The sequence below is a fragment of the Streptomyces sp. NPDC030245 genome, assembly GCF_055572995.1.
Genome location: NZ_JBVICF010000002.1, coordinates 371,707 through 388,919 on the forward strand (window position 1 = coordinate 371,707; position 17,213 = coordinate 388,919).

The following is a 17,213-nucleotide window of genomic DNA, read 5'->3' on the forward strand; positions in this document are numbered from 1 at the left end:
GTGTGGAAACAAGAGGAGCTCGGGTGAAACAGGTCGTACAGAACTACAAGAGCGGCGAGTTGGCGCTGCTCGACGTGCCGGCGCCGGGGTGCAAGCCGGACGGCGTGCTGGTGCGCAGCGCCTACTCGCTGATCTCCACGGGGACCGAGCTCATGAAGGTGTCCGAGGCCGGCATGTCGATGGTGGGCAAGGCCCGCTCCCGGCCCGACCAGGTGGCCAAGGTCATGCAGAGCGTGGCCACCAACGGCGTGCCCGCCACGTACCGCAAGGTGATGGGCAAGCTGGACTCCTACACGCCGCTCGGCTATTCGCTGTGCGGGGTGGTCGAGCAGGTCGGCGCCGGGATCGACGACGTGGCGGTCGGTGACCTCGTGGCCTGCGCGGGCAACGAGCACGCGCTGCACGCCGAGCTGAACTGGGTGCCGAAGAACCTCTACACCCCGGTGCCGGACGGTCTCGCGCCGCGGCACGCGGCCTTCGGCACCGTCGGGTCGATCGCGTTGCAGGGCGTCCGGCAGGGCGAGCCGCAGCTCGGCGAGGTGGCGCTGGTCATCGGCCTCGGGCTGATCGGGCAGCTGGTGGTGCAGCTCCTCACCGCGTCGGGGGTCCGCGTCGTGGGGGCCGACCCCGACCCGGCGCGCTGCGAGCTCGCCGAGCGGCTCGGCGCGGCGGCCGCCGGTGACCCCGCGTCCGCCGCCGTGGCAGCCGCCGTCGCCGAACTCACCGGCGGCCACGGCGTCGACCAGGTGTATCTGGCCGCGGGCGGCGGCAGCAACCAGCCCGTCGAGCTCGCCGCCCACCTGAGCCGGGACCGCGGCCGGGTCGTCGACATCGGCAAGTGCCGCCTGGACCTGCCGTGGAACGCGTACTACGAGAAGGAGCTGGACGTCCGGTTCTCCCGCTCGTACGGCCCCGGGCGCTACGACCCGGCGTACGAGCTGGAAGGACGGGACTACCCGATCGGCTATGTGCGCTGGACCGAGCGCCGCAACCTGGCGTGCTTCCTCGACCTCGTCGCCCGGGGCCGCGTCGACGTGGAGCCCCTGGTCTCCCACATCGCCGACTTCGACGACGCGGTCGAGACGTACGGGCGGCTGAAGGACGGCGGCCTCAAGGCCGTGGCCGTCCTGTTCCGGTACCCCGGCCGCGCCGAGGAGCCAGCGGAGGCGGCGGCCCCGACGGTGGCCGTGCCCGCGGTGAAACGACGCGGCGGCGGCATACCCGCCCCGTCCCGGACCGCCGGGACACCGGTGCGCCTCGCGTTCGTCGGCGCCGGGAACTACGCGACGTCGATGCTGCTGCCGCACCTGGTGGGGCGGGACGGCGTCACGCTGTCGACCGTCGTCACCACGACGGCGCTCTCCGCGGCCAACGCCCGGCGGAAGTTCGGCTTCGCCGAGGCGACCACCGATCTCGACGCCGTGCTCGGCGACAAGTCCATCGACGCGGTGTTCGTGGTCACCCGGCACAGTTCGCACGCCGACCTGACCCGGCGGGCGCTCCTCGCCGGCAAGGCGGTGTTCGTGGAGAAGCCACTGGCCCTCTCCGAGGACGAGCTGGCCGGCGTGGTCGCGGCCGTGGAGGAGTCCGGCAACGACCGGTTGCAGGTGGGCTTCAACCGCCGGTTCGCGCCGCTGCTCCAGGAGGCCAGGAAGCGGTTCGGCGCCCGGACCGGTCCGGCGAGCCTGCGCTACCTGGTCAACGCGGGCCGGCTCCAGCACGGCAGCTGGTACCTCCAGCAGGGCACCGAGGGCTCCCGGTTCGCCGGTGAGGGCGGGCACTTCATCGACACGGCGAGCTGGCTGCTCGGGGCCGACCCGGTATCGGTGTACGCGCTCGCCCCGGCCGGGGGCGAAGACCTCCAGGTCGTCCTGCGCTACCCGGACGGCTCCACCGCCACCATCAGCTACGTCACCACAGGACCGGCCGGCTTCCCCAAGGAGACGCTGGACCTGGTCGCGGACGGCAAGGCGCTGCGGCTCGACGACTTCGTCCGCGCCTCGGTGTACGACAGCGGCCGCAAGCGGTGGGTCAGCTCGCGGCTGCCCAAGGCCAGGGACAAGGGCCAGAACGCCGAGCTGGCCGCGTTCGTCAGGGCCGTGCGGACCGGCGGGCCGATGCCGGTGCCGCTGGAGTCGCTGGTCGCCACCACGGCGGCCACCCTCGCCGTGCCCGCCGGTCTCGCCGGTGGCGCGCCGGTGACGTTGGCGGGCGCGCGATGACGATGAGCGTGGGCTGGTACCTGCGGCGGCTGTCCCGGATGGGGCCGCGGGAGGCCGCGGGGCGCGTCGGTGACACGGTGCGCAGGCGGCGTTGGCGGTCGGCGCCGCCGGACTGCCCGAGTGTGACCGGTGCCCGGTTCACCGCGGCGCTGCCCGCCGGGGCGATCGTCGCGGTGCCGCAGGACGCCGCGAAGCGTCTCGTCGCCGAGGCGGACCGGCTGATGGCCGGGCACGCCGAGTTCTTCGGGGTGGTCCGCGACGACCTGGTCGCCCCGGACTGGTGGTACGACCCGAAGACCGGGCGGCGGGCCCCGTGGGGCTACGCCTTCGGCCTGCCGTACCGGGACGAGGACGCGGTCGGGGACATCAAGCAGATCTGGGAGCCGTCCCGGCACCAGTACCTCACCGTGCTCGCCGCCGCCTACGCCGTCACCGGGAACGAGCGGTATGCCGAGCGCGTTGCCGAGCACCTTCGCTCGTGGTGGTCGGCCAACGCGCCGCTGCACGGCGTGCACTGGATCAGCGGTATCGAGCTGGGGATCCGGCTGCTGTCCTGGGTGTGGATCCGCCGACTGCTGGACGGCTGGCCGGGCGCGGCCGCCCTCTTCGAGGACAACCCGGTGGCGCACCAGCAGATCTGGCACCACCAGCGGTGGCTGGCCGCCTTCCCCAGCCGGGGGTCGTCGGCGAACAACCACGTCATCGCGGAGACCGCCGGACAGGCCGCCGCGGCCTGCGCGTTCGCCTGGTTCCCGGCCTCGGCGCGCTGGCGGACCGACGCGCTGCGCTCCCTCGACCGGCAGCTGCGCGCCAACACCTTCCCCTCCGGCCTCAACCGTGAGCTGGCCACCGAGTACCACGGACTCGTCCTGGAGCTCGGCCTGGCCGCGGTGGCCGAGGCGGACGCCGCCGGCGTGCCGGTCCCCCCGACCGTCCGTCTCGTACTGCTGCGCATGACCGACGCGCTGGCGGCCGTCGTGGACAACCGGTCGCGGCCGCCGCGCCAGGGGGACGCGGACGACGGGCACGGTCTGGTCGTGGACGGCGCGGGCACCGACCGCTGGGCCTCGCTCCTCGCCACCGGGGACGCCGTGTTCGGACGGCTCGACTGGTGGCCCGCGGTGACCGGCACCGATGTGCGCACCCCGCTCCTGGCCTCGCTCATCCGGCCGTACGCGAAGGACGGCACCGCACCGCGCGTGACCCGCCCCGCCCACCGGCCGCCCCACTTCCCCGACGCGGGCATGACCATTCTGCGCGGCCCGGACGACATCTGGTGCCGCTGCGACGGCGGTCCGCACGGCTTCCTGTCCATCGCCGCGCACGCCCACGCGGACGCGCTGTCCGTGGAGGTCCGGCACGACGGGGTGGACGTGCTCGCCGACCCGGGGACGTACTGCTACCACGGGCAGCCCGAGTGGCGGCAGTACTTCCGCTCGACGCTCGGCCACAACACCCTCCAACTGGACGGTACGGACCAGTCCGTCTCCGGCGGGCCGTTCCTGTGGACCCGGCACGCCCGCACCCGCGTCCTGGTCGCGGACACCTCCGACCCGGCCGTGGCCCGCTGGTGCGCCGAACACGACGGGTACCCGCGGGCCGTGCACCGCCGCCGCGTGGAGCTGACCGCCGCGCGCCGGGAGCTGCGGGTGCTCGACGAGGTGCGCGGCGGCCCGCGCCGGGCGGCGCGCCTTGCCTTCCACCTCGGTCCCGCGATCACCGCGGAGCTGACGGGGAACCGGGCCGTGCTCACCTGGACCCGGGACGGCGAGGACCGCTCCGCGGAGCTGGACCTGCCCGGTCAGCTGACCTGGCGGGCACACCGCGGCGAGACCGACCCGTCCCCGCTGGGCTGGTACTCCGCGGGGTTCGGCCGCAAGGAGCCCGCCACCACACTGATCGGCACCGGCTCCGCCGACGGCGCGCAGCAGTTCACCACCGTGCTCAGGTTCCGGGGCTAGGGGGACGCGTGGGGATCAGGTGGCGGAACTGGGCGGTGCCCGCGGCGGCGCTCGCCCTGCTGGCGACCGGCTGCGAGAGCACGCCGGGCGCCCGTGCGGAGCCGACCGTCGCGCCGACCACGTCCGCGGCCCGGCCGGTGGCCCGGGTGTGCGCCAAGCCGGCGACCGGTCCTGCGAAGGCGCCGGCGGGCGCGGTGACGGTCGACCCCGCGGTGGTCGGCGACCTGGCCGCGAAGACCAGGAGCAACCCGGCGGGCACCACGTTCTGGCTCCGCCCCGGCAGGCACAGGCTCGAACCGGACCGGCACGCCCAGGTCATCCCCAAGAAGGGGAACCGCTACCTGGGCGCGCCGGGCGCGGTGTTCGACGGCAGGAAGACCAACCAGTACGCGTTCGGGGGCGCCGCCCGCGACGTCACCATCCGCCATCTGACGGTGCAGGGTTTCGTCGCGCCGCACGACGAGGGCGTGGTCAACCACGACTCGGCCGACGGCTGGGTGATCGAACACGCCAAGATCCAGTACAACTCGGGCGCCGGGCTGATGGCCGGTGCCCGGCAGCGGGTCCGCGCCAGCTGCCTGCGCGGCAACGGCCAGTACGGCATGAACGCGTACAAGGGCACCGGCCCGCTGCGCGGCCTGGTGGTCGAGGGCAACGAGATCGTCGGCAACAACACCGGCGACTGGGAGCGGCGTCGCAAGGGCTGCGGCTGCACGGGAGGCGTCAAGTTCTGGGCCGTCGACGGCGCCGACATACGCGGCAACTGGGTGCACGACAACCGCGGAGTCGGCCTGTGGGCGGACACCAACAACAACGACTTCCGCATCGAGGACAACGTCCTTGAGGCGAACGACGGGGCCGCGCTCATCTATGAGACCAGCTACAACGCGGTCATCCGACGGAACACGTTCCGTCGGAACAACTGGGTCGAGGGCCGCAAGTACGCCGACCGCGGCGACAGCTTCCCGTTCGCGACCGTCTACCTGTCGGAATCCGGCGGCGAGCCGCGGGTCAAGGCCCGCACGGACAAGATCGAGGTCTATCGGAATGTACTGGAGAACAACTGGTCCGGTATCACCCTGTGGGAGAACGCCGACCGGTTCTGCAACAGCCCGGCCAACACCTCCTCCGGCGACTGCACGTTGCTCGTGCCGGACACCGACCGCTGCGCGCGGCCGGCGATCGCCACCGCGCCGCTGTACGCCGACTGCCGGTGGCGGACCCAGCGGGTGGACATCCACGCCAACCGCTTCGTCCTCGACAAGTCCGTCGTCAAGTGCACGGTGAAGTGCGACCGGATGGCAGTCCTCGCCAACTACGGCACATATCCGAAGTGGTCGCCGTACAAGGGCGAGCGGGTGGCCGAGGCGATCACCCACAAGCAGCAGAACCGCTGGCACGACAACGTCTACCGCGGCCCGTGGAAGTTCGTCGCCCACGACCCGAGCCGGGTGCTCGACTTCGGGCAGTGGCAGAGCACGCCCTACGAGCAGGACGCGGGCAGCACCCTCGACCTGCGGGCCGGTGGTTGAGATGGCCCAGGAGCCGCCGCGCCCCGTCGGCACACCGAACGCAGAACCGCCGCGTCCCGCCGGCACACCGAGACTCGTCGGGGTCGTCTGGGGCCTGCTGATCCTCAACACGCTCGGCTCCGCCGGGGCGAAGACCATCGTCCCGCTGCCCCGCTCCCTCATCCAGCTCGTCACCATGGGCGCGCTGGTCGTCGCGTTCACGCTGGCGCTCGCGCTCAATCTGCGGCTGCGCGTGCGGGCCAGCGCCTTCGTGCTCCTGCTCACCCTGCTCCTGGTGCCGAGCCTCATCTCCAGCCTGCAACTGGAGTCCGGGTTCGGCGCGCTGTTCCGCTGCGCCCGGCTGGCTCTCTTCGTCGGCACGCTGTGGCTGCTCAGCCGGTGGTGGGACGGTGGTGTGACGTTCGTGCGGCACCACATCCGGATGTACTTCGCGGTGCTCGGGTCGGTCGCCGCGGGCGCGCTCATCTCACCGGGCGCGGCCATGCCCGACCTGTACGGCGGGCGCCTCGTCGGCGCGCTGTGGCCGCTCACCCCACCGCAGATCGGACAGTACGCGGCGGTGATCATCGGGCTCACGGTGCTGCTGGTCCTCGGCCGCAGGACCGACAGGGCGAGCGCGGCCGTCATCGTCGTGCCCTCACTCGTCCTGCTCGCGCTGACCCATACGCGGACGGCCACGCTCGGCCTGCTCATCGGTCTCGCGCTGGCGATCGGCTCGCTCGTCCTGACCAGCGCCGCCGCCCGCCGGTTCTTCACCTGGGCGGTGCTGTGCGCCGCGGTGGCCGCGGTCGGCTTCGCCTCCGCGCTGCGGGCGTGGTTCCTGCGCGGGCAGAGCCAGGAGAACCTCACCAGCCTCACCGGCCGCGCCAAGGTCTGGGACGCCCTCCTCGCCGCGCCCCGTACGACGTCGGAGAAGTTGTTCGGCACGGGCCTCGGCGACAAGTCGTTCGGCGGTCTGCCGATCGACAACAGCTGGCTGGCCGTCTACCACGAACAGGGCTGGACCGGCATCACGTTGGTGGCGGCGATCGTCGTCGTCCTCGCAGGCGTCGCGCTGCTGCGGCCGCCGTCGCTCGCGAGGGCCTGCGCGATCTTCCTCATCAGTTACTGCGCGATCGCGTCGTACACCGAGGCCGGGCTCGGCGACGCCTCGCCGTACCTGCTGCATCTGGCCGTGGCCGCCTCGCTCCTCGCGACGCCCGCCGCGGCCCCGCCCCTCGCGGCGCCCGCACTCCCCCGGCGGCGTGTCCCGCGCTGGGCCCAGGAAAGGAGGTGACCCCCACCATGCGTGTTCTCGTACTGCACAACCGCTACTCCTCGGCACAGCCGAGCGGGGAGAACAAGGTCGTCGACCAGGAGGTGGCGCTGCTGCGCGCGGGCGGCCACCGGGTCGAGGTGTTCGAGCGGCGCAGCGACGACATCGCCGCCCGGTCCCTCGCGGGCAAGGCCGGGGTGCCGCTGCTCGTGCCGTGGAACCCCGCGGTGCGCAGGGAACTCACCGCCCGGCTCCGCGCCGAGCGGCCGGACGTGGTGCACGTCCACAACGTCTTCCCGCTCCTGTCGCCCGCGGTCCTCGCCGCCTGCGCCGACGCCGGTGTGCCCGCCGTCGCGACGCTGCACAACTACAGCCAGGTCTGCCCGCCGGGCACGTTGCAGCGGGACGGCAGGCCGTGCACCGAGTGCGTCGGCGCCGGGCCGCTGCCCGCCGTGCGGCACGGCTGCTACCGCGGTTCCCGCCTCGCGACGGTGCCGCTCGCGGTCAGCCTGTCGGTCAACCGGCGGCGGTGGTGGTCCGGCGTGGAGCGGTTCTTCTGCATTTCGGCGGCGCAGCGCGACGTCCTGGTGCGGGCCGGCCTGCCGGCCGGGCGGCTGGCGGTCAAGCACAACTTCGTGCCGGATCCGGGCGCCCGCCGGTCGGGCGCCGGGGAGCACCTGCTCTACCTCGGCCGGCTCGCCGAGGCCAAGGGCCTGCGGCTGCTGATGACCGCGTGGGACGCGCTCGCCGCGGAGGGCGGGGTGGGCGTGCCGCTGGTGATCGCCGGTACGGGTCCGCTGGAGGGGGAGGTGGCCGCCTGGGCGGCGGGCCGGGAGGACGTGAAGTACGTCGGCCTGTACGACCAGGAGCAGTGCCGGCGGGCCGTCGCCCGGTCGGTCGCCGTGGTGGCTCCCTCGACGTGGCTGGAGACGTTCGGCCTGGTGGTCGCGGAGGCGATGGCCGCCGGGGTGCCGGCTGTCGCCGCCGCTCACGGCGCCTTCGTGGAGCTCGTCGAGGACGGCGTGACCGGGCTGCTGCACCGGCCGGGCGAGGCCGCCTCGCTCGCGTCCTGCCTGCGCCGGATCACGGCCGACGCGACCCGCAACCGGGAGATGGGACAGGCGGCCCGGCGCCGGTACGACCAGGACTTCAGCCCGGCCGTCGGGCTGGAGCGCCTGCTGGACGGGTACCGCACCGCGATCGCCGGGCGGACCGAATCAATGGGGGGCAACACACCTATGGGGGGCACCACATGACACGATGCCGACTCTGCGGCTCGGAGGCGATGGCGAGCGTCGTCGACCTCGGGGCGACTCCGCCGTGCGAGAGCTTTCTCGCCGCGGACCAACTGGACGCGCCGGAACCCGCGTACCCACTGCACCTGCGGGTCTGCACCGACTGCTGGCTGGCGCAGATTCCGCCGCTGATCACGCCGGAGGAGACGTTCAAGGAGTACGCGTACTTCTCCTCCTTCTCGACCTCCTGGGTGGAGCACGCGCGCACGTTCGTCGCCGACGCCGTACAGCGGGTGGGTCTCGACGGCGAGGGCTCCGACGCCTTCGTCGTCGAGGTCGCGAGCAACGACGGGTACTTGCTGAAACACGTGGTGGAGCGCGGCATCCGCTGCCTGGGCATCGAGCCGTCGGTGAACGTCGGCGCCGCGGCACGGGACGCGGGCGTGCCCACGCTCACGGAGTTCCTGTCCCCGGAGACCGGCGCGGCCGTCCGCGCCGAGCACGGCCCGGCGGACCTGGTCGTGGCCAACAACGTGTACGCGCACATCCCCGACGTGGTCGGTTTCACCGAGGGGCTGCGCGCCCTGGTCGCCGACGACGGCTGGGTCTCCATCGAGGTGCAGCACCTGCTGACCCTGATCGAGGAGAACCAGTACGACACGATCTACCACGAGCACTTCCAGTACTACACGGTCGCCTCCGCCATCCGCGCCCTCGCGAGCGGCGGACTGGCGCTCGTGGACGTCGAGTTGCTGCCCACGCACGGCGGGTCCATCCGCCTGTGGGCCCGGCCCGCCGAGGTGGCCGGTGAGCCCTCCCGCCGCGTGGCCGACGTACTGGCCCGCGAGAAGGCCGCCGGGCTTCAGGAGCTGTCCGGGTACACCGAGTTCTCCGCCCGGGTGGCCAAGGTGCGCAGGGACCTCCTCAAGTTCCTCATCACGGCGGCCGAGCGCGGCGAGACGGTCGTCGGCTACGGCGCTCCCGGCAAGGGCAACACCCTGCTGAACCACTGCGGCATCCGGCCCGACCTGCTGGCGTACACGGTCGACCGCAACCCCTACAAGCACGGCAGGTTCACCCCGGGCACCCGCGTCCCGATCCTGCCGCCCGAGCGGATCGCCGAGGACCGGCCGGAGTACGTCCTCGTGCTGCCGTGGAACCTGCGGGCCGAGCTGGTCGAGCAGCTGTCCTTCGTGGGCGACTGGGGCGGCCGCCTCGTCTTTCCCATCCCGGAACTGAGCATTGTCGAGGTCACATCATGAAGGTCGTTCTCTTCTGCGGCGGTTACGGGATGCGGATGCGCAGCGGCGCCGCGGACGACGTGCCGAAGCCGATGGCGATGGTGGGCCCGCGACCGCTGATCTGGCATGTCATGCGCTACTACGCGCACTTCGGGCACACCGAGTTCATCCTGTGCCTGGGCTACGGGGCCCACCACATCAAGAACTTCTTCCTCAACTACGAGGAGACGACGTCCAACGACTTCGTGCTGCGGGGCGGCCGGACCGAGCTCCTCTCCACCGACATAGCCGACTGGACGATCACGTTCGCGCAGACCGGCATCGAGTCACCGATCGGGGAGCGCCTCCGCCGGGTGCGGCACCACCTGGACGGCGACGACATGTTCCTCGCCAACTACGCCGACGTGCTCACCGACGCCCCGCTGCCCGAGATGATCGAGAACTTCGCCCGGCGCGACGCGGGCGCGTCGATGATGGTAGTGCCGCCGCAGTCCTCCTTCCACTGCGTGGACCTGGGCGAGGACGGCCTGGTCGGAGGCATCACCGCGGTGAGCGACCTGCCGCTGTGGGAGAACGGCGGGTACTTCGTGCTCCGCCAGGAGGTCTTCGACCACATACCGGAGAACGGGGACCTGGTCGCCGACGGCTGCACCCAACTCGCCAAGCAGGGGCGGCTGGTGGCGCACCAGCACCGCGGTTTCTGGAAGCCGACCGACACGGTGAAGGAGCGGGCCGCGCTCGACGACGCGTACGCGCGGGGTGAGCGCCCGTGGGCCGTGTGGGAGCGGGACGGCGCGGGGGTGGGCGCGTGATCCGGCTCGGTGCCGGGCGCCCGGAGCGGATCGCCGCGGTGGGCGCGCACTGCGACGACATCGCCATCGGCGCGGGCGGCACGCTGCTCACGCTGTGCCTCGCGCACCCGGGCATCCGCGTCGACGCCCTGGTGCTCTCCGGTGGCGGCACCGAGCGGGAGCAGGAGGAGCAGGCCGCGCTCGCCGCCTTCTGCCCCGGCGCCGACCTGCGCCTCACCGTCCTCAAGCTGCCGGACGGCCGGCTGCCCGTGCACTGGGACGAGGCCAAGGCCGCGGTCGAGGAGCTGCGCGCGCGGACGGAGCCGGACCTGATCCTGGCCCCCCGCACCGACGACGCGCACCAGGACCACCGGGGCCTCGCCCGGCTGATCCCCACCGCGTTCCGCGACCACCTCGTCCTCGGCTACGAGATCGTCAAGTGGGACGGCGACCTCGGCCGCATGCCGGCCTACCAGCCGCTCTCACCGGAGATCGCCGAACAAAAGGTGCGGCTCCTCCAGGAGCACTACCCCTCGCAGCGCCACCGGCCCTGGTACGACCGGGAGGCCTTCCTCGGCCTCGCGCGGATCCGCGGCATCGAATGCCACGCGCGGTACGCCGAGGCGTTCGCCGTCACCAAACTCACGCTCGATCTCGGCACTTCCACTCTGGGGGATTGAACCTTGCGCGTACTGCTCACCGGACACCAGGGGTACCTGGGCACCGTGATGGCCCCGGTCCTCGCGGCCGCCGGACACGAGGTCGTCGGTCTCGACTCCGGCCTGTTCGCCGACTGCGTCCTCGGTCCGCCGCCCGCGGACCCGCCGGGCCACCGCGTGGACCTGCGCGACGTCACGGCCGAACACCTCGCCGGGGTGGACGCCGTGATCCACCTGGCCGCGCTCTCCAACGACCCGCTCGGGTCGCTGGCGCCGGAGCTCACCTACGACATCAACCACCACGCGTCCGTGCGCCTCGCCCGGCTGGCCCGCGACGCCGGCGTGCGGCGCTTCCTGTACGCGTCGACCTGCTCCGTGTACGGCGCCGCCGGCGGCGCTGACCTGGTGGGCGAGGACGCCCCGCTGCGCCCGGTGACGCCGTACGCGGAGTCCAAGGTGCGGGTCGAGGACGACCTGCACGCCCTGGCCGACGACGACTTCAGCCCCGTGTACATGCGCAACGCCACCGCCTTCGGCTACTCGCCCCGGCTCCGTGCCGACATCGTGCTGAACAACCTGGTGGGTCACGCGCTGCTGTCCGGCGAGGTCCTCGTGATGTCCGACGGCACCCCCTGGCGCCCGCTGGTGCACGCCGTCGACATCGCGCGGGCCTTCACGGCGGCGCTCGCCGCGCCGCGGGACGCGGTGCACGACCGGGCCTTCAACATCGGCAGCGAGACGAACAACGTCACGGTCGCCGAGATCGCCGGGCAGGTCGCCGAGGCGGTGTCCGGCTCGAAGGTCGTGATCACCGGCGAGACGGGCGCCGACCCGCGCTCGTACCGGGTGGACTTCTCCCGGTTCCGCGCCGCGATCCCCGGCTTCGACTGCGAGTGGACGGTGAAGCGGGGCGCGCTCGAACTCGCCGACGCCTACCGCAAGCACGGGCTGACCCGGGAGGACTTCGAGCAGCGCTTCACCCGCCTCGCCGTGCTGCGCGCGGCGTCCGGGTCCGGCGCCGTCGACGACACCCTGCGGTGGCGCCCGTGACCGCGCTCGGCGAGGAGATGCACGACCTGGTGGAGCGGCTCTACCCGCTCTGCCGGAGCATCACGGGCGACGGTGTCCGCGCCACCCTGCGCATCGTCGACGAGTACATCCCGCTCCAGGTGCACGAGGTGCCGACGGGGACGCAGGTGCTCGACTGGACGGTGCCGCAGGAGTGGAACATCCGGGACGCCTACGTCGCCGACGCCGACGGCAACCGGGTCGTCGACTTCGCCGCGTCCAGCCTGCACGTGCTCGGCTACAGCGTGCCGGTGTCGACGACCATGCCGCTGGCCGAGCTGCGCCCCCACCTGCACACCTTGCCGGACCACCCGGCCTGGGTGCCGTACCGCACCAGCTACTACAAGCCGGAGTGGGGGTTCTGTCTGGCCCAGGAGACCCTGGACGCGCTGCCGGACGGCGACTACGAGGTGTGCGTCGACTCCACGCTCGCCGACGGGCACCTCACCTACGCCGAGCACGTCGTCCCCGGCCAGGTCCCGGACGAGGTGATCGTCTCCTGCCACGTCTGCCACCCGTCGCTGGCCAACGACAACCTGGCCGGCATCGCGGTGGCGGCGTTCCTGGCCCGGGAGTTGGCGGAGCGGAACCCGTACTACACCTACCGGTTCATCTTCGCGCCCGGCACCATCGGCGCGATCACCTGGCTGGCCCGCAACCAGGAGCGCATCGACCAGGTGAAGCACGGGGTGGTGCTCGCCTGCGCGGGCGACCGGGGGCACCTCACGTACAAGAAGAGCAGGCGCGGCGACGCGGAGATCGACCGGGTGCTGCGGCACGTCCTCACCGCCTCCGAACGCCCGCACGAGATAAGGGAGTTCTCGCCGTACGGCTATGACGAGCGGCAGTACTGCTCGCCCGGCTTCGACCTCGGGGTGGGCTCGCTCACCCGCACCCCGTACGCGGGCTACCCCGAGTACCACACCTCGGCGGACGACCTGGACTTCGTCTCCTCGGAGGCGATGGCGGACACGCTCGCCGTCTGCCGCGAGGCGTTCGCCGTGCTCGACCGCAACCGGCGGTACGTCAACCTCAGCCCCTACGGCGAACCGCAGCTGGGCCGCCGCGGGTTGTACGACGCGCTCGGCGGCCGCAGCGACACCAAGCAGGCCCAGATGGCCATGCTGTGGGTGCTCAACCTCTCCGACGGCGAGCACACTCTGCTGGACGTCGCCGAGCGGTCCGGGCTGTCGTTCGACACCGTCGCCGCCGCGGCCGACGCCCTGCGGGGCGCCGGGTTGATCAAGGCATGACGCCGATGGCCACCGAGGGGAAGGATCCGGGTCCGCCGACGCCGCCGGCCGGATCCACCCGGCGGGCCCTCGCCGGGCGACTGTCCTGGGGCCTTGCCGACCAGGCGGCGTCCAGCATGAGCAACTTCGTGGTGGGGGTCTATGTGGCCCGCTCGCTCGGGGTGACCGCGTTCGGCGTGTTCAGCCTGGCCTGGGTGACCTACGGCGTGGTGCTCAACGTCTCCCGCGGTGTCGCCACCGACCCGCTCATGGTGCGCTTCAGCGGCGTGCCGGAGGCCTCCTGGCGCGGGGCGGTGGCCCGCGCGTCGGGCGCCGCGCTCGGCGTCGGTGCCGTCCTCGGCGCGGCGTCCCTGGTGGCGGGGCTCGCCTTCGGCGGCCGCGTGGGGACCGCGTTCGCCTGCCTCGGCGTCGTCCTGCCGGGGCTGCTGCTCCAGGACGCGTGGCGGTTCGCGTTCTTCGCCGCCGGGGCCGGGCGCAAGGCGTTCGTCAACGACCTCGTGTGGGGCGTCGCGCTCGTCCCCGCCCTGGTGGTGGCCGCGCGTGTGGGCAACGTGGCCGCCTTCGTGCTGGCCTGGGGCGGATCCGCCGCCGTGGCCGCGGTGTACGGCTGCGTCCAGTCCACCATCCGGCCCCGGCCGACCGGCGCGCGCGAGTGGCTGCGCGACCACCGCGACCTCGGCTACCGCTACCTGGTCGAGAACGTCAGCAACAGCGGCGCCAGCCAACTGCGGGCATACGGGCTCGGCGTGATCGTCGGGGTCGGCGCGGTCGGCGTCATCCGGGGCGCCGAACTCCTGCTCGGCCCCTTCCTCGCCGTACTGATGGGCCTCTCCCTGGTCACCGTGGCCGAGGCGGCCCGGGTGCTGCGGCGGGCCCCGCACCGCCTCGGCCCGTTCTGCCTCGTACTCGGCGGCGGACAGGCCATCGCCGCACTCCTGTGGGGCGGGGCGCTGCTCCTCGTACCGGACCGGGCCGGGGAGCTCGTGCTCGGCGGCGTCTGGGGCGCCGCATCGGAACTCATCGTGCCCGTCACGCTCGGTGTCGCGGGCGCCGGGCTCGGCACCGGCGCGGCGGCCGGGCTGCGGGCGCTCGGGGCGGCCCGGCGCAGCCTGCGCAGCCAGCTGTTCGCGTCCGTCTGCTACGTGGGCGGCGGACTCGGCGGGGCGGCCGTGGGCGGCACGGCCGGCTCGGCCTGGGGCGTCGCCGCCGCCACCGTCACCGGTTCGGCCGTGTGGTGGCTCCAGCTGCGGACCGCCCTGCGTGAGCACCACCGCAACTCCCTTCCCGAAGTGAGGACCTCATGACCGCGCAACCCAGGCTGAGCATCGGCCTGCCCGTCTACAACGGCGAGGAGTACCTCGCGGAGTCGCTCGACGCCCTGCTCGGCCAGACCTACGAGGACTTCGAGCTGGTCATCTCCGACAACGCCTCGACCGACGGGACCGAGGACATCTGCCGCGAGTACGCCGCGCGGGACTCCCGCATCCGCTACATCCGGCTGACCCGGAACATCGGCGCCGCGCCGAACCACAACTACGTCTTCACCCAGTGCCGCGGCGAGCTGTTCAAGTGGGCATCGCACGACGACCTGTACGCCCGGGACCTGCTGCGGCGCTGCGTGGAGGCCCTCGACGAGCGGCCGCACGTGGTCCTCGCCCACGCCGACCAGGCGGTCATCGACGGCGATGGGAAGGTGAAGGTCCCGTACGCGTACACGCTCGCCACCGCGTCGCCGCGCGCGCCCGAGCGCTTCCGCAGCATGCTGTTCGAGCCCGGCGGCGACGACTTCTACGGCGTGCTGCGGGCCGACGTGCTGCGCCGGGTGAAGCCGCACGACAGCTACCACCACGCGGACCGCACGTTCGTCGCCGAGATCGCCCTGCACGGGCCCTTCCACCAGGTGCCCGAGCTGCTGTACTTCCGCCGCGACCACCCCACTCGCGCCGAGCGGGCGAACCCGTCCAAGCGCTCCCGGTGCGTCAACCTCGATCCGCGCCGGGCGGGCGTGCTGCACCCGACGCCGCGGCTGCTCGCCGAGTACGTCTGGGGCTTCGTCGCCGCGATCCGGCGGGCGCCGCTCTCCGCGGCCGACCGGCGCGCCTGCTACGGCCACCTGGCCGCCTGGATGACCAGCCGCACCCGGCCCGGCGTGGGCGAGCGGGTCGAGGACCGCGCCCCGGTCGACCCGGCCGAGCTCACCGTCTCCGTCGACGCCCTCGTCGCCGGGCGTGAGGGGAGGCAGGCGTGACACCGGTGCGGGTGGGGGTGTTCGGCCTGCTCGGCTCCGGCAACCTCGGCAACGACGGCTCGCTCGAAGCCGTGCTCCAGTACCTCCGCACCGAGCACCCGGAGGCGGCCGTGGACGCGCTGTGCGGCGGGCCCGAGACCGTCACGGCCCGGTACCGCATCCCCGCGACGCGGCTGCACTGGTACCGCGGGGAGTACCGGACCGCGTCGCGTGCGGGCGCGATCGCGGGAAAGGGGCTCGGCAAGCTCGTCGACGTCTTCCGCACCGCCGCCTGGGTGCGCGGGCACGACGTGGTGATCGTGCCGGGCATGGGCGTCCTCGAAGCCACGCTGCCGCTGCGGCCGTGGGGCTTCCCGTACTCGCTGTTCCTGCTCTGCGCGAGCGGCCGGCTGTTCGGCACCCGGGTCGCGCTGGTCGGCGTCGGCGCCGCCCCGATCGGCGACCGGGCGACCCGGGCCCTGGTGCGCCGGTCGGCGCGGCTCGCCGCGTACCGGTCGTACCGCGACGACTTGTCCCGCGACGCGATGCGGGCCATGGGCGTGGACACCACGCGCGACGAGGTCTACCCGGACCTCGCGTTCGCCCTCCCGACACCGCCCGCGGGCGCCCCTTCCGGCACGGTCTGCGTCGGTGTCATGGACTTCCACGGCGGCAACGACGACCGGGCGGCGGCCGAGGAGATCCACCGGCGCTACCTCGAAGGGACGACCGCGTTCGTCCGCGCACTGGTCGCGGACGGCAGGCCGGTGCGGCTGGTCACCGGCGACGCGTGCGACGCGCCGGTGGTCGCCGCGATCATCGAAGCGGTGGATTCACCGCTGGTCACCGCCGCGGAGGCGGCCTCGCTCGCCGACCTGATGAAGGAGATGGCGGCGGCCGACACCGTGGTGGCCACCCGCTACCACAACCTGGTCTGCGCGCTGAAGGTCGGCACGCCCACGCTCGCGCTCAGTTACGCGGCGAAGAGCGACGCGCTCATGGCGAGCATGGGCCTCGGCGCGTACTGCCATCCGGCCCGGCAGGTCGACGCCGACCGGCTCCTCGAACAGTTCCGGGAGCTGGAGAAGCACTCGGCGGAACTGCGCCGGACCCTCACCGGGCAGAACAAGGAAGCCGCGCGGCGACTCGCCCACCAGTTCACCGCCTTGACCAGGACCCTGTTCCAGGCCACCGCACGGCAGGAGACACCATGAAAGCCACCGAAGTCCCGGCCATCGCCGGGGCCCACCTCTTCGAGCCGACACCGTACGCCGACGAACGCGGCTTCTTCTGCCGGACCTTCGACGCCGACGTGCTCCGCTCGGTGGGCCTCGACCCGCACGCCTTCGTCCAGGACAGCCTGTCCCGCTCGGCCCGGGGCGTGCTGCGCGGCCTGCACCTGCGCTCCGGGGCGGGCGAGGCCAAGCTGGTGCGGTGTTCGTACGGGAAGGTCTTCGACGTCGTCGTGGACCTGCGGGCGGATTCGCCGACGTACCGCAACGTGGCCTCCTTCGAGCTGTCCGGTGACACGCAGACGACCCTGTACATTCCGGCGGGCTGCGCGCACGGCTTCCAGGCGCTGACCGAGACGGCCGACACCTCGTACCGGATCGACCGCCCGCACGATCCGGCCGAGGACGTGACGATCGCCTTCGACGACCCGGAGCTGGCCATTCCGTGGCCGCTGCCGGTCACTTCGATGTCGCAGCGGGACCGGGAAGCGCCGAGCCTCGCCGAGGTCCTGAAGCGGAAAGAGAGCTGAACCCACC

At 72.9% G+C, this 17,213-nt stretch carries 14 protein-coding genes; all 14 read left to right on the forward strand.

Annotated elements, in window-relative coordinates:
* Positions 1-23: 23 nt before the first annotated feature.
* From ACZ4Z4_RS06345 to rfbC, 14 genes are read left to right on the forward strand one after another with little or no spacing between them, the layout of a single operon-like run.
* Entirely contained in the window at positions 24-2,222 is a 2,199-nt protein-coding gene (locus ACZ4Z4_RS06345) for a bi-domain-containing oxidoreductase (protein WP_468322957.1), read from the forward strand.
* Positions 2,219-4,183 (forward strand): heparinase II/III family protein, encoded by a 1,965-nt coding sequence (locus ACZ4Z4_RS06350; RefSeq protein ID WP_468322960.1) that lies wholly within the window; start codon positions 2,219-2,221, stop codon positions 4,181-4,183. The genes ACZ4Z4_RS06345 and ACZ4Z4_RS06350 overlap by 4 nt, the downstream gene beginning before the upstream one ends.
* A gap of 8 nt (positions 4,184-4,191) precedes the next feature.
* The gene (locus ACZ4Z4_RS06355; RefSeq protein ID WP_468322963.1) at positions 4,192-5,715 is read left to right on the forward strand and encodes a right-handed parallel beta-helix repeat-containing protein; all 1,524 of its coding nucleotides are present in this window, start codon (positions 4,192-4,194) and stop codon (positions 5,713-5,715) included.
* A 1-nt stretch (position 5,716) separates the two neighbouring features.
* Entirely contained in the window at positions 5,717-6,991 is a 1,275-nt protein-coding gene (locus tag ACZ4Z4_RS06360; RefSeq protein ID WP_468322966.1) for an O-antigen ligase domain-containing protein, read from the forward strand.
* Positions 6,992-6,999: 8 nt separating this feature from the next.
* A complete protein-coding gene (locus tag ACZ4Z4_RS06365) occupies positions 7,000-8,226 on the forward strand; it encodes a glycosyltransferase (RefSeq protein WP_468322969.1) in 1,227 nt (408 codons plus the stop codon).
* A complete protein-coding gene (locus ACZ4Z4_RS06370) occupies positions 8,223-9,467 on the forward strand; it encodes a class I SAM-dependent methyltransferase (RefSeq protein ID WP_468322972.1) in 1,245 nt (414 codons plus the stop codon). The genes ACZ4Z4_RS06365 and ACZ4Z4_RS06370 overlap by 4 nt, the downstream gene beginning before the upstream one ends.
* Entirely contained in the window at positions 9,464-10,258 is a 795-nt protein-coding gene (locus ACZ4Z4_RS06375) for a glycosyltransferase family protein (RefSeq protein ID WP_468322975.1), read from the forward strand. The genes ACZ4Z4_RS06370 and ACZ4Z4_RS06375 overlap by 4 nt, the downstream gene beginning before the upstream one ends.
* Positions 10,255-10,917, forward strand: coding sequence for a PIG-L deacetylase family protein (locus ACZ4Z4_RS06380; protein ID WP_468322977.1), 663 nt, complete (start codon positions 10,255-10,257; stop codon positions 10,915-10,917). Before ACZ4Z4_RS06375 ends, ACZ4Z4_RS06380 begins: the two co-directional genes overlap by 4 nt.
* Positions 10,918-10,920: 3 nt before the next feature.
* Positions 10,921-11,946 (forward strand): NAD-dependent epimerase/dehydratase family protein, encoded by a 1,026-nt coding sequence (locus ACZ4Z4_RS06385; RefSeq protein WP_468322980.1) that lies wholly within the window; start codon positions 10,921-10,923, stop codon positions 11,944-11,946.
* Positions 11,934-13,217 carry a DUF4910 domain-containing protein gene (locus ACZ4Z4_RS06390; RefSeq protein WP_468322983.1) on the forward strand — a complete coding sequence of 428 codons (1,284 nt, stop codon included), beginning with the start codon at positions 11,934-11,936 and terminating at the stop codon, positions 13,215-13,217. The genes ACZ4Z4_RS06385 and ACZ4Z4_RS06390 overlap by 13 nt, the downstream gene beginning before the upstream one ends.
* Positions 13,214-14,521 carry a hypothetical protein gene (locus ACZ4Z4_RS06395; protein WP_468322986.1) on the forward strand — a complete coding sequence of 436 codons (1,308 nt, stop codon included), beginning with the start codon at positions 13,214-13,216 and terminating at the stop codon, positions 14,519-14,521. The genes ACZ4Z4_RS06390 and ACZ4Z4_RS06395 overlap by 4 nt, the downstream gene beginning before the upstream one ends.
* Positions 14,518-15,465, forward strand: a complete 948-nt coding sequence (locus ACZ4Z4_RS06400; RefSeq protein WP_468322989.1) for a glycosyltransferase family 2 protein — start codon at positions 14,518-14,520, stop codon at positions 15,463-15,465. Before ACZ4Z4_RS06395 ends, ACZ4Z4_RS06400 begins: the two co-directional genes overlap by 4 nt.
* Entirely contained in the window at positions 15,462-16,658 is a 1,197-nt protein-coding gene (locus tag ACZ4Z4_RS06405; protein ID WP_468322992.1) for a polysaccharide pyruvyl transferase family protein, read from the forward strand. The genes ACZ4Z4_RS06400 and ACZ4Z4_RS06405 overlap by 4 nt, the downstream gene beginning before the upstream one ends.
* Positions 16,655-17,206, forward strand: a complete 552-nt coding sequence (gene rfbC, locus ACZ4Z4_RS06410; protein ID WP_468322995.1) for a dTDP-4-dehydrorhamnose 3,5-epimerase — start codon at positions 16,655-16,657, stop codon at positions 17,204-17,206. The genes ACZ4Z4_RS06405 and rfbC overlap by 4 nt, the downstream gene beginning before the upstream one ends.
* Positions 17,207-17,213 lie beyond the last annotated feature (7 nt).